Below are 12356 nucleotides of genomic sequence, written 5' to 3' on the forward strand. Positions count from 1 at the left end.
TTACCACCCGTTTTCCTTTTTGCGGTACTTCAGCGTCGATAATTCATCGAGCTGTATCGCTTCCAGATGCTCCATCTCGGCGCGATAATGTTCCCGGTCCTTTTCCTTCATTTTCTCAAACTTCCGGACTTCGAGCGTCTTTTCGAGAAGTTTCTCTTCATACCAATTCATCTTAACCCTAGCTTGGACGACTTCCTGCTGCATCGATGCGATCTTATTTTCCATGCTTTCGATGAAACGAGCATAGTGATGGATCTTATCGATGGAGAAGCCAGTCATCATTTTTACCTGCTGCTCCTCGACGACGTTCTCTTTCTTTTTCAGCAGTTCATATAATTTGGTTGCCACTTGCTCGAACTGCCGGACCGATTCTTTATAGGCACTTTCCGTCTCGTTCTTTTGCTGTTCCCGGTATGTGAGTACCTTTTCAAAACGGTACTGATACGGTCTCACGGTTTACCGCCTCCCGATGCCAGTGCGATCAGTTCCTCAATGCTTTCTTCCATCGAAATATTATCTTTATAGCTTTGTTTCAGAAAACCGGTGATGAGCGGCTCATAGTCGATCGCTTGGTCAATCTCTTTGGATGTGCCTCGCTTATAGGCGCCGATGTTGATCAAGTCTTCCGATTTATTATACGTATAGTAGAGTTCTCTCAATTTTTCTGCGGACTGGACATGCTCGGGACTAGCAATATGGTTCATGAGCCGGCTGACGCTTTTTAGGACGTTGATGGCCGGGTATTGCCCTTTATTTGCCAATGTCCGGTCCAGCACGATATGGCCGTCCAGGATCCCACGCACCGCATCTGCGATCGGCTCGTTCATATCATCGCCGTCGACGAGCACGGTATAGAACGCTGTAATGGCTCCCTGTTCATTTGTCCCTGTCCTCTCCAGCAGTTTTGGCAGTATGGAGAAAACGGATGGCGTATAACCGCGTGTTGCGGGCGGTTCCCCGACAGCCAATCCAATCTCCCGCTGCGCCATGGCGACCCGGGTAACGGAGTCCATCATCAGCATGACGTTCATGCCTTTATCGCGAAAATATTCAGCGATGGCTGTTGCGGTGAAGGCACCTTTGATACGCATGAGCGCCGGTTGGTCGGATGTCGCTGCCACGACAATCGTCCGCTTCATCCCTTCTGGACCTAAGTCGCGGTCGATGAATTCACGGACTTCCCGACCCCGTTCCCCAATTAGAGCGATGACGTTCAGGTCAGCGGTCGTGTTTCGCGCGATCATGCCGAGCAACGTACTTTTTCCGACCCCCGAGCCGGCGAAAATTCCAACCCGCTGGCCGTTTCCGACTGTCAGCATCGCATCGATCGCTTTCACGCCGACTGCCAGCTTGTCATTGATCGGCGGCCGGGTCAAGGCGTTCGGCGGATCATGCTCGGTGCGTACAGATGTCAAACCCTTTGGCAATGGATGGCCATCGATCGGCCTGCCCATCGAGTCGAGCACTTGCCCGACCAGGTTCATTCCCACTTTCACTTCTAGCGGCTTTCCGGAACCTTCTACAAGACAACCGCTTGAGATGTCGCGGATATCCGTGTACGGCATCAAAATGACAATCTCTTCCCTGAATCCGACAACTTCCGCCAAGATGACGGCATCTTCAGCTCCTGCACGGTTCAAATGGATCCGGCATACATCGCCGATCGAGCTTTCCGGACCTTGCGATTCGATCATCAGCCCGACGACACGAATGACACGCCCAAATTTTTTGAAGGTTTTCACCTTCGGAATGAATTCGGTTAACTGTTCCGCTTTTTTCATCGTCAATCACCACTTTCCATGATTTCGACGAGTTTCTCCCTTAATTCATTCAACTGTTCATCAATACTGACGACAATTCTTCCTCGATTCGTCTCGACAATACACTCCGTCGCTTCGAAATCATCATTCGCGAAAATGAGAAACGGGACGTCAGGCGGGAAGATCGAAGACAATTCTGCTCGGTTATCCGATACAAGCCCAAAATAATCGAGTGAAACATAGAGCTTCACTTCTTTTGATTCCCTCGCTTCTTTCAGTGCCCTTCTGACGATATCTAAGTACGTCTCCTCATTCTCTTCTATCATTTTTCCAATGATTCGTTCTGCGGAGCGGATGGCTAGGTCTAAGATGACCCGCTCTTGGCTATTGAGATATTTGTTGGCATTTTTATAAGATAATTCGGTCGTTTCATTGGCCAATTTCACAGAAGATGCCATGTCGGCTAGCGCTTTTTCCCTGCCTTCCATGAAGCCGGCTTGAAACCCTTCTTCATAGGCCTGTTGTTCAAGCGCTCGCTTTTCCTCTACCCATGCAGCTTGCATAGCCGCGATGTCGTCAGTGGCGGTTTGTCTCATTCTCTCGATAACGGCCTTCTCTTGGGCAATGGAATGATTAGCAGTTTCCAGCAGCCTGTCGCGTTCCGCCAAGACGGCATCGAGTGACAAAGTCTCCTCGTTCACTATCTCTTGCGGCAGTTCGAAACTGCGGATACCGATTTTTTTCGTCCGGCCTTCTTCCGAAACGGTATGATGGGAGCGATACACTTTAGACAATGATGTCATCTCCTCCACCACGTGCAATGATGATTTCACCCGAATCTTCCAGTCTTCTAATTACGCCGACAATACGAGATTGCGCCTCTTCCACGTCGCGAAGCCGTACTGGCCCCATGATTTCCATTTCCTCTTGGAAAGATTCCGCCATCCGGGAAGACATGTTCCTGAAGAGGACTTCCTTCACTTCCTCGCTGGAAACTTTCAATGAGAGAATTAAATCTTCATTTTCACAATCACGAATAATGCGCTGGATCGAACGATTATCAAGCGTAACGATATCTTCGAATACGAACATCCGCTTGCGGATCTCTTCCGCGAGTTCCGGGTCCTGGATTTCCAGTGCATCGAGGATCGTTTTCTCCGTCGTCCTGTCGACACCATTCAACACTTGGACAACTGCATCGACGCCGCCCGTTTCTGTAAAGTCCTGTGTCACGGTCGAAGACAATTTCCGTTCCAGCACCGCTTCGATTTCGCTGATCACTTCTGGTGATGTCGAATCCATCGTCGCAATCCGTTTGGCAATGTCCGCTTGGACTTCCTGCGGCAACGAGGACAGGATCATCCCGGCCTGTTCCGCTTCCAAATAGGAAAGGATCAATGCAATCGTCTGTGGATGCTCGTTCTGGATAAAGTTTAAAATCTGACCTGGATCCGCCCTGCGAGCGAAGTCGAACGGCCGCACTTGCAAGGACGAAGTAAGGCGATTGATGATCGCTTGTGCATGGTCTTTGCCGAGCGCCTTTTCCAATACGGTCTTCGCATAGCCGATCCCGCCTTGGGAAATATAATCCTGTGCCAAGGCGATATTATGGAACTCTTCGATGATCTCTTCCTTCACAGAGGACTCCACTTTTTTGACGCTGGAAATCTCTAGCGTCAACCGTTCGATTTCGTCTTCATTCAAATGCTTATAGACTGCCGCTGAAACTTCCGGGCCGAGGGAAATGAGCAGGAGTGCCGCTTTTTGTTTCCCTGTCATCCCTTTTTCTCTCTTAACCACTCTTCATCCCTCCGTCATTCCTCGGCTATCCATGTACGTAATAGTTTGGCAAACTCTTCCGGTTTTTCTTTCGCCATTTTTTCAAGTTGCTTCCGTCGAAGGGTCCCTTCCGTTTCCACCTCGGTATTGATATCATCCACCTCGATGGCGGCTTGTTGTTCTTCAAAGACCAGTTCTTCTTCCAGTTCTCTTTCTCTCCGCCGTTTACGGAAGTACGCAAATACGAGAATCCCGATTACGAGCAGGAGAGCTGCGCCAATTACATAGACCCACCACGGTATGTTAATCGGCTGTGAGTCAGTCGACAGATCCGGTTTTCCTTCAAATGGTTGAGCGGAGACGAAGATTTTGTCGTTGATGGCCTCTTCCGTCAATTCGCCGGCAGCCACTTTGTCCAAGGATGTGCGCACAACTGTGGATAGGAGCTGTTCGATGTTCCCCTGCAACCCTGGTGCCATGGATGCCGGATCCGAATCGACTACCACTTGGATTCCGATATCCCGGATTTTATACGGGCTTTCGACAATTTCTTTACGGATCCGGTTGACTTCGTTATTGACCGTCTCTTCGATCCTCTCATAATCACCATTCCCGAAAGTTCCTTCCACGAAGCCTGTCCGGTTATCCGTCGGGTCCTCCGCTTCCGGTGTACCACCTGCCCCTGCACCGGTACCAGTAAATGATTCCGTAATCCGTTGGACGCTGAGCGCAATCCCTTCCATACTCTCTTCATCTACCGGCGTCACTAGATTCTCTTCCCTGTTTTCCAAATGAAAATCAATATCCGTCGTAACGGAGACGAGCACTTTGTCATGGCCCATCATCGTACCGAGCATTGACTGCAGTTGACGCTGCAAATCGCGTTCGATTGTCTTCTTGATGGCAATTTGATCGGTCACGCTTGTCCCGTATGAATTCGTGTCATCCTTCATATCGTAATACTCGGAGTACTGATTCATGATGACGATGTCGTCAGTTGACAAATTCGGAAGGCTTTTTGATACAAGTGTATATAACGCCCTGATTTGCGGTTCCGTGAACTGATGTCCCGGGTCGGTATTCAGAACAATGGACGCACTCGCCTGCTGGACGCTGTCATTCAAAAAGACGCTTTCGTTCGGCAGAGTAATCATCACTTTGGCATCTTTTACGCCTTCGACCCCTTTGATCAGGTTCGCAAGTTCATTTTGCATAGTCGAGAGCTTCGCCATATTGAATTCATTGTCCGTCATTCCAAAGCTTGCATTTTCTGTGAAAAAGGAATAATTCGGTGTGCCGGAACTTGGGATTCCTTCCACTGCCAAGGTTACGAGCAGTTCATCGACACGTTCCTTCGGCACAAGGATGGATGTGCCTCCGGGCGCCACTTTGTTCGGGACGCCTTGGCTGTCAAGAGCCTCTTTGATCCGTCCTATTTCAGTCCGGGGCACATCCGAATAGAGCGGTGCGTATTCCGTCCTAGATAGGAAAAACGTTAGGAAGGCAGCAAGTAGGATGACCGCTGAAGCAGAACCGATATATGTGATTTTTTGTTTTTTCGTACGGCTTGACCAGAACTCACGTATATCCGCTCTGATTTTCGCTAATCTCTCATTCATTCTAATCCCCCGGTCACTTTACGTATTCAGAACAACATATCCGATTAGACAGGCATCCGGATGATTTCCTGATACGCTTCTACTACTTTGTTACGCACTTCCATCGTCGCATTTAACGCAACGGAAGCTTTTTGTGCTGCGATCATGACGTCATGAAGTTCTACATCACCGCCAAGCACCAGCTTTTGCGTCATTTTATCCGATTCGATCTGCTTCTTATCCACTTCGTTAATAGCCGCTTTCAAGAAGTTCCCGAAACTTTGCTGCGCTTCGTACGGTGTCGGTTGGACACCAGTCCCGATTCTCGTCTGTCCAATTGCAGGACTGATGACGGATAAAGGCTGAATAGCCATTTTGTCAACCCCTTATATTATTTTCCGATTTCAAGTGCTTTCATGAGCATCGCTTTGTTCGCATTCATTACCGTCACATTCGCTTCAAAGGAACGGGTCGCCGATAAGAGGTCGATCGTCTCCCTTAGCGGGTCAACGTTCGGCATGGAAACATACCCTTCCTCATTGGCATCCGGATGTGTCGGATCGAATACGAGTTTGAATGGCGTTTCCGTGTCTTCCTTGATACGGGAAACCGTGACTCCGTATCCAGCCGAGCCTTTTACCGACCTTCCCATCGCAGCTTGCAGCATAGTGGCAAACTGGCCTTCCCGCGGTTGGAACGTAACAGTCTTCCGGCGATACGGTTGCCACTCACCATCGACCATCCGGCCGTGCGTCGTGTCGATATTTGCCATATTGGAAGAAATAACATCCATCCGCATCCTTTGTGCCGTCAATGCGGAAGCCGACGTATTTAAACTATGGAAAATTGACATCGTTAACGTCCTCCTCCTTTAATCACATTTTGCAATGTATTAAATTTGCCATTCAATCTGTCGATTAAAGCATTATAGTAGATTTGGTTCGCCGCAAGATCTGATTGTTCCTTATCCATATCGACACCATTCCCGTCCTGGCGGTATCGGAAATTGGAGTAGCTGAAGACCCCCGGATGCGAAGCCTGTTGGCGAAAAGGGATATGACGCTCGTCGGTCCGGTATGCTTGCAAATTTTCCATTTTCGCATTCGCAAACATCTCTTTGAAGCTGACATTTTTCGCTTTGTAATTCGGAGTGTCTACGTTTGCGATGTTTTGTGAAATCGCCTTTGCTTTAGTAGCTGAATAATCCAGTCCCCGCTCCAAATTCGATATCGATGAGCCAAAGATATTCAAAAAAACACACCTCTCCCAAGATCATTTCTCACTTTATATTTTAATCTTCTATTATTCTTCCATTTTCAACATATAACTCTATTGTAGCGGATTTCGTCAATCCTTGTCTATGAAATATAGCACAATTTAAATGGTACAAAATAGCCTTTTTATTGATTGCAAAAATAATCTGGCCAGTATTTTAGGCCGTTTGCCTTAGCGACACCTCAAGTGGATATAGTTCCCATATATGTGTATAAATTTCTCGAAATAAAAAACTTCCCCCTAATTAGGAAGAAGTAATTATTTTCAGAGAACGGCTGGGCAGTTGGTCTGCCTTAGCCGAATCCGGGCAGTTTATGATTTTTGCTTTTCCAATTCTTCAAGGAATTTACTGTTTAAAACTTTGATGTACGTCCCTTTCATACCGAGCGAACGGGATTCAATGACACCGGCGCTTTCCAGTTTACGCAACGCATTGACGATGACCGATCTTGTAATACCGACACGGTCCGCAATTTTGGATGCAACCAGCAAGCCTTCATTCCCATCCAACTCATTGAAAATATGCTCGATCGCTTCATGCTCACTATAGGATAGGGAATTGATCGCCATTTGAACGACTGCTTTGCTCCGCGCTTCGATTTCGATTTGCTCCGTTTTTTCACGAAGGATTTCCATACCGACGACAGTGGCACCATATTCCGCAAGGATCAAATCATCCTCAGTGAATTTTTCTTGCAGTCTTGCCAAAATTAGCGTACCAAGGCGTTCTCCGCCACCGATAATCGGAACGATGGTCGTGAGTCCTTCTTTGAATAGGTCGCGGTTTTCGTTCGGAAACACACTATGTTCGCTAAAAACATCAAGGTTCGGTGACGTTTCCCGCACTTCGAAAAGGCCGTTCGTGTACTCTTCCGGGAACTGGCGCTCTTGGAACATTTTCTTCATGCGCTCGTTCTCGATTTGTTGATGAATTTGAAGTCCCAATAATTTACCTCTGCGGCTCACGATGAATGCGTTGCATTCGATCACTTTGCTCAATTCTTCCGCCATTTCTTTAAAATTGACTGGATTTCCCGCAGACTCTTGCAGCATGGCATTGATTTCACGTGTTTTAGCTAATAAAGTCATTTCTAATTTTCCTCCTTAGGATTGTCTCGTTTATAGAATATTCTAAAGGTTTTTAATCATTAATTAAACTAATTCGACTTTTTTATAAGATAAATTGTGACAAATCTTTATCTTTTGCGATATTATTCAACTTCCCATCGACATATGCAGGTGTAATCTTGATAGTAGCAGGTCCGATGTCTGCCGCTTCATACGACAATTCTTCGAGGAGCTTCTCCAAGATGGTATGTAGGCGCCTCGCTCCAATATTTTCGGTATTATCATTCACTTCGAAGGCGATCTCCGCAATTCGATCGATTGCGTCGTCCGTAAATTCAAGAATGACATTCTCCGTCTCCAATAACTTCTCATATTGACGAATCAAGGAGAAATCAGGTTCTTTCAAAATACGCGTAAAATCCTCTTTCGAGAGTTTTTCCAGTTCCACGCGGATTGGGAATCTCCCTTGTAATTCCGGAATGATATCCGACGGCTTTGCAATATGGAATGCCCCAGCAGCGATGAAAAGGATGAAATCCGTTTTTACCGTGCCGTATTTTGTCGAAACCGACGACCCTTCTACAATGGGAAGGATATCCCGCTGAACGCCCTCCCTCGATACATCGGCTGAGGAACCCGCTCCGCCGCGGCTTGCGATCTTATCGATTTCGTCGATGAAGATCATGCCGGATTGTTCGGTCAGCTCGACGGCATGCCGAGCGATTTCGTCTTGGTCGATCAACTTGTCGGCCTCTTCCGCCTCCAGCACTTTACGGGCGTCTTTTACCTTCATCTTGCGGTTCACTGTTTTCTTCGGCATCAAAGAAGACAAGGCATCCTGCATATTGGCGCCCATCTGTTCCATGCCGGACCCTTGCAGGGCATCGTACAGCGACGGTTGCTGTGCAGTGACCTCCACTGTGATCATTTCTTCTTCCAGCCGGCCTGCGAGAAGGCTCACCTTAATATCGGACCGTTTTCGACTCAATTCTGTTAGTTCTGCCTGGTCTGGTTCGTCTTGTACGTTCTTTTGCCCTCCGAAGAGCATTTCAAACGGGTTTTGCATGCCGCCGTTTTTCTTACGACTAGGTACGAGCAGTTCGACAAGGCGTTCTTCAGCCAGTTTGGCAGCTTGTTCCTTCACCGCTTCCCGCTTCTCTTCGCGAACGATCCGGACGGCAGCCTCCGTCAAATCCCGGACCATGGATTCCACATCGCGCCCGACATATCCCACTTCCGTAAATTTGGTCGCTTCCACTTTGACAAACGGGGCATTGACGAGTTTGGCAATTCTCCTCGCAATTTCAGTCTTCCCAACCCCAGTCGGTCCAATCATTAAAATATTTTTCGGAATGATTTCGCTTTTTTCCTCATCTGTCAGCAGGCTACGTCTGTAGCGGTTTCGAATCGCAACAGCGACCGCCCGTTTGGCCTGATCCTGCCCCACGATATAACGATCGAGATAAGCAGTCAATTGCTTCGGGGTGAGTTCTTGTTTAAAGCTCATTCCAGCACCTCCACAATGATCTGATCATTCGTATAGACGCATATTTCTGCAGCCGTCTCCAATGCAGCCTGTGCAATTTCAGCAGCAGTCATCCGGTCACCGCCATATTTCTTCAAAGCACGGCCTGCCGCAAGCGCGTAGTTGCCGCCCGAGCCAATCGCCAGGATCCCATCGTCCGGCTCGATCACTTCACCCGTACCTGAAACAAGCAACAGACGATCTTTATCCATCACGATCAGCATCGCTTCCAGCTTCCGCAAAATCCGATCGCCTCGCCACTCTTTGGCGAGTTCGACGGAAGCCCTTTGAAGATTGCCATTATACTCGGTCAATTTCCCTTCGAATAATTCGAATAGTGTAAAAGCGTCGGCTACCGATCCTGCGAACCCGGCCAGCACTTTGCCACCGAATATTCGTCGGACTTTTTTGGCGGTATGCTTCATGACAACCTGATTGCCGACCGTCACTTGTCCATCCCCGGACATTGCGCAGGAACCGTTGTGACGGACGGCAAATATCGTTGTAGCATGGAATTCCATTCATTCATCCTCCTATGCACGCGGATGCGTATTCATATAGGTTCTCCTCAAATGCTCTTTCGTAATATGAGTGTAGACTTGCGTCGATGAAAGATGACTATGGCCTAGCAATTCCTGGACTGTCCTCATATCCGCACCGTTTGACAGAAGATGCGTCGCAAACGTATGCCGGATCATATGCGGATAGATTTTGGAATGAAGTGACGCACGTTCCATGAGCATTTTCAAAATATGGCGCACTCCGCCATCGGTCAAAGGGTCGCCCCGTAAATTGACAAACAATGCATCATGCGCTTTTAGTTTCACCAATAGGGGCCTGCTCTCCGCCAAATACATACTCAATGCCGTTTGTGCAAACTCACCATATGGAACATATCGCTCCTTGCGGCCTTTCCCCATCACCATGACAATGCCAAGCTGATCATCCAGGTCTTTCAGACGGATCCCTGTTAGTTCACTTACCCTTATACCCGTCGCGTATAACAACTCAAGCAGCGCACGATCCCGCAAGGATTTCTTATCCGTCCCATCACAAGCATCAAACAAAGACTTCAATTCCTCTTCATAAAAAAAAGCCGGAAGCCGTTCTTCCTTCTTTGGATGGTGCAAAGACCGGAATGCGATATCTGAAATATCATACCGGGCATTGGCAAATTTGAAATACGAACGTACGGAAGAGATTTTTCTGGAAATGGTAGACCGGGAAAGATTCTTATCATAGAGCCGGGTTACATACAGCCGGGCTACCGGATACGTAACCTCCTCCAAACTTCCCAGTCCTTCGACTTTCAAAAATTCAAGAAATTCGTTTACGTCTTTTTCATATTCTGAAACGGTGTATGAAGAATAATTCTTTTCCAAACGTACATATGAGAGATATTCATCCCGGATGCTTATAGGTTGTAAAGTCATCTTCGCCACCTCCATATGATCAATCACGCCTTGGCGTAATTGCAAATCGGACAGTGTAAGGTTCGATTTGCCATATTTCTGTGCTCATTTACGGAAATTAAGGAACCTGTAATTTAGGATTCCGTCCTTTGACTCCCTTAAAAAACTGTGACATCCGCAGGAAGCCCAATTTTATTCAGCTGGGTTTTGTATCTCCGTCGAATTACATGCTTATCCAGCATTCATCCACGTCACTTATGGGAATATGGGATTTTGCTGAATCAAGTTGAAATGCCTAGAGAATTATAACAGATAAGAGTTCAAAATGGAAAGGTTTTGGTTCAAATAATTCCCAATAACACGAAAATGAAGACTAATCTAGAAATTCAAAAGTCATCCACGAATCACTATACAATAATTGACGGACAACAGGCAACTCTCGAACATCGAGATGTCCGACATCTGTCAACGTTGTCGTTTTTCAGACACAATTTAAAGAGGTTTTTGCCAGAAATCCCGTCACCGCGCCGTTTATTTCCATTTTCTAAGTAAACGTTTTCACAAAAAAAGAAGTCCATCGGTCAATGACCTGGACTTCTTTTTTTCATTGGACGACGGTCGGCTGGAAGGAAGCTAATGCAGCCAACGCCCGATCTGCATGTTTTTCTGCACGTTCTACTTTAGATTTGATGCGCTCCCCTAAGTCCGGAAAGAGTCCGAAATTGATATTCATCGGTTGGAAGTTTTTCGAATCCGCTTCCGTGATATAGCGGGCCATGCTTCCCAATGCCGTTTCCGCAGGGAAAACGATCGGTTCCTCACCAAGCGCAAGACGGGCTGCATTGATGCCGGCAATTAAGCCGGAGCCGGCCGATTCCACGTAGCCTTCCACGCCCGTCATTTGACCTGCGAAGAACAATTGGCGATTGGACTTCAACTGATACGTCGCATCCATTACTCGTGGCGAGTTGATGAATGTGTTACGATGCATGACACCATAACGGACAATTTCAACATTTTCCAGTCCAGGGATGAGTTTGATCACTTCTTTTTGATCTCCCCATCTCATATGGGTCTGGAAGCCAACGATATTGTACAACGTGCCGGCCGCGTCATCCTGGCGCAGCTGGACTACCGCTTTCGGCCGCTTCCCGGTTTCTGGATGTTCTAGCCCAACCGGCTTCAGGGCACCAAACAGCAAAGTTTTTTCTCCACGGGATGCAAGCACTTCAACCGGCATGCAGCCTTCAAAGTAAATTTCCTTCTCGAACTCTTTTAACGGGACGACTTCTGCAGAAACGAGGGCATTATAGAACCGCTCGAACTCCTCTTCGTCCATCGGACAATTCAGATAAGCCGCTTCACCTTTATCGTAACGGGATTTCAAGTAGACCTTCGACATATCGATCGAATCTTTTTCGATGATCGGAGCTGCCGCATCATAAAAATACAAATATTCCTCACCAGTCAGGCCACGAATTTGTTCTGCCAGCGCAGGTGATGTCAGTGGACCGGTGGCAATGACCGTGATTCCCTCTGGAATGGCGGTCACTTCACCTTCGATGACCTCAATCAGCGGATGGTTGCGAATCGCCTCGGTCACATTCCCTGCAAATTCATGACGGTCTACCGCCAAGGCTCCCCCTGCCGGCACAGCACAAGTATCAGCCGCTTTGATGATGAGGGAATCCAGCCGCCTCATCTCCTCTTTTATGACTCCTACAGCATTCGTTAGTGTATTGGCACGCAATGAGTTACTGCAAACAAGCTCGGCAAATTTATCCGTATGGTGGGCCGGCGTCTGTTTAACCGGTCTCATTTCAAACAAGCGGACCTTCACTCCGCGGCTGGCAATCTGCCACGCTGCCTCACTTCCTGCAAGACCAGCTCCTATGACATTTACGATGGGTGTCATCCCGTCACCTTCTTTAATAAAATA

The 12356-nt window shown here is 47.7% G+C and carries 13 protein-coding genes; all 13 read right to left on the minus strand.

Annotation, left to right across the window (positions count from 1 at the left end):
* The 13 genes from fliJ to trmFO all read right to left on the minus strand — a co-directional run bounded on the left by fliJ (position 1) and on the right by trmFO (position 12332).
* Positions 1-453 carry a flagellar export protein FliJ gene (fliJ, locus tag MKY41_RS07125; RefSeq protein WP_340744376.1) on the minus strand — a complete coding sequence of 151 codons (453 nt, stop codon included), beginning with the start codon at positions 451-453 and terminating at the stop codon, positions 1-3.
* Positions 450-1781 (minus strand): flagellar protein export ATPase FliI, encoded by a 1332-nt coding sequence (gene fliI, locus MKY41_RS07130; protein ID WP_340744377.1) that lies wholly within the window; start codon positions 1779-1781, stop codon positions 450-452. The genes fliJ and fliI overlap by 4 nt, the downstream gene beginning before the upstream one ends.
* Positions 1782-1783: 2 nt before the next feature.
* Complete coding sequence (gene fliH, locus MKY41_RS07135; RefSeq protein WP_340745652.1) at positions 1784-2545, minus strand: flagellar assembly protein FliH; 762 nt, start codon at positions 2543-2545, stop codon at positions 1784-1786.
* 1 nt (position 2546) lies between these two features.
* The gene (fliG, locus tag MKY41_RS07140; protein WP_041074055.1) at positions 2547-3560 is read right to left on the minus strand and encodes a flagellar motor switch protein FliG; all 1014 of its coding nucleotides are present in this window, start codon (positions 3558-3560) and stop codon (positions 2547-2549) included.
* Positions 3561-3574: 14 nt separating this feature from the next.
* On the minus strand, positions 3575-5158 hold the full coding sequence (gene fliF / locus MKY41_RS07145; protein ID WP_340744378.1) for a flagellar basal-body MS-ring/collar protein FliF: 1584 nt from the start codon (positions 5156-5158) through the stop codon (positions 3575-3577).
* A 44-nt stretch (positions 5159-5202) separates the two neighbouring features.
* On the minus strand, positions 5203-5511 hold the full coding sequence (fliE, locus tag MKY41_RS07150; protein ID WP_340744379.1) for a flagellar hook-basal body complex protein FliE: 309 nt from the start codon (positions 5509-5511) through the stop codon (positions 5203-5205).
* Positions 5512-5528: 17 nt separating this feature from the next.
* Entirely contained in the window at positions 5529-5990 is a 462-nt protein-coding gene (flgC, locus tag MKY41_RS07155; RefSeq protein ID WP_340744380.1) for a flagellar basal body rod protein FlgC, read from the minus strand.
* A 2-nt stretch (positions 5991-5992) separates the two neighbouring features.
* Positions 5993-6388, minus strand: a complete 396-nt coding sequence (flgB, locus tag MKY41_RS07160) for a flagellar basal body rod protein FlgB (protein WP_340744381.1) — start codon at positions 6386-6388, stop codon at positions 5993-5995.
* Between the two features lie 336 nt (positions 6389-6724).
* Positions 6725-7501, minus strand: a complete 777-nt coding sequence (codY, locus tag MKY41_RS07165) for a GTP-sensing pleiotropic transcriptional regulator CodY (RefSeq protein ID WP_340744382.1) — start codon at positions 7499-7501, stop codon at positions 6725-6727.
* A gap of 82 nt (positions 7502-7583) precedes the next feature.
* Positions 7584-8987, minus strand: a complete 1404-nt coding sequence (gene hslU / locus MKY41_RS07170; protein ID WP_340744383.1) for an ATP-dependent protease ATPase subunit HslU — start codon at positions 8985-8987, stop codon at positions 7584-7586.
* Positions 8984-9526 (minus strand): ATP-dependent protease subunit HslV, encoded by a 543-nt coding sequence (hslV, locus tag MKY41_RS07175; protein WP_340744384.1) that lies wholly within the window; start codon positions 9524-9526, stop codon positions 8984-8986. Before hslV ends, hslU begins: the two co-directional genes overlap by 4 nt.
* Positions 9527-9538: 12 nt before the next feature.
* Positions 9539-10438: a tyrosine recombinase XerC gene (gene xerC / locus MKY41_RS07180; RefSeq protein ID WP_340744385.1), complete on the minus strand. Its 900-nt coding sequence runs from the start codon at positions 10436-10438 to the stop codon at positions 9539-9541.
* A 583-nt stretch (positions 10439-11021) separates the two neighbouring features.
* Positions 11022-12332 carry an FADH(2)-oxidizing methylenetetrahydrofolate--tRNA-(uracil(54)-C(5))-methyltransferase TrmFO gene (trmFO, locus tag MKY41_RS07185; protein WP_340744386.1) on the minus strand — a complete coding sequence of 437 codons (1311 nt, stop codon included), beginning with the start codon at positions 12330-12332 and terminating at the stop codon, positions 11022-11024.
* Positions 12333-12356 lie beyond the last annotated feature (24 nt).

The sequence above is a fragment of the Sporosarcina sp. FSL W7-1349 genome (assembly GCF_038003045.1).
Taxonomy (GTDB): Bacteria; Bacillota; Bacilli; order Bacillales_A; family Planococcaceae; genus Sporosarcina.

Bases quoted from the DNA above. Each gene is read 5' to 3' on its own strand.
- fliI (WP_340744377.1), bottom strand. From the start codon at position 1,781: ATGAAAAAAGCGGAACAGTTAACCGAATTCATTCCGAAGGTGAAAACC.
- fliF (WP_340744378.1), bottom strand. From the start codon at position 5,158: ATGAATGAGAGATTAGCGAAAATCAGAGCGGATATACGTGAGTTCTGG.
- fliE (WP_340744379.1), bottom strand. From the start codon at position 5,511: ATGGCTATTCAGCCTTTATCCGTCATCAGTCCTGCAATTGGACAGACG.
- flgC (WP_340744380.1), bottom strand. From the start codon at position 5,990: ATGTCAATTTTCCATAGTTTAAATACGTCGGCTTCCGCATTGACGGCA.
- codY (WP_340744382.1), bottom strand. From the start codon at position 7,501: ATGACTTTATTAGCTAAAACACGTGAAATCAATGCCATGCTGCAAGAG.
- hslU (WP_340744383.1), bottom strand. From the start codon at position 8,987: ATGAGCTTTAAACAAGAACTCACCCCGAAGCAATTGACTGCTTATCTC.
- hslV (WP_340744384.1), bottom strand. From the start codon at position 9,526: ATGGAATTCCATGCTACAACGATATTTGCCGTCCGTCACAACGGTTCC.
- xerC (WP_340744385.1), bottom strand. From the start codon at position 10,438: ATGACTTTACAACCTATAAGCATCCGGGATGAATATCTCTCATATGTA.
- trmFO (WP_340744386.1), bottom strand. From the start codon at position 12,332: ATGACACCCATCGTAAATGTCATAGGAGCTGGTCTTGCAGGAAGTGAG.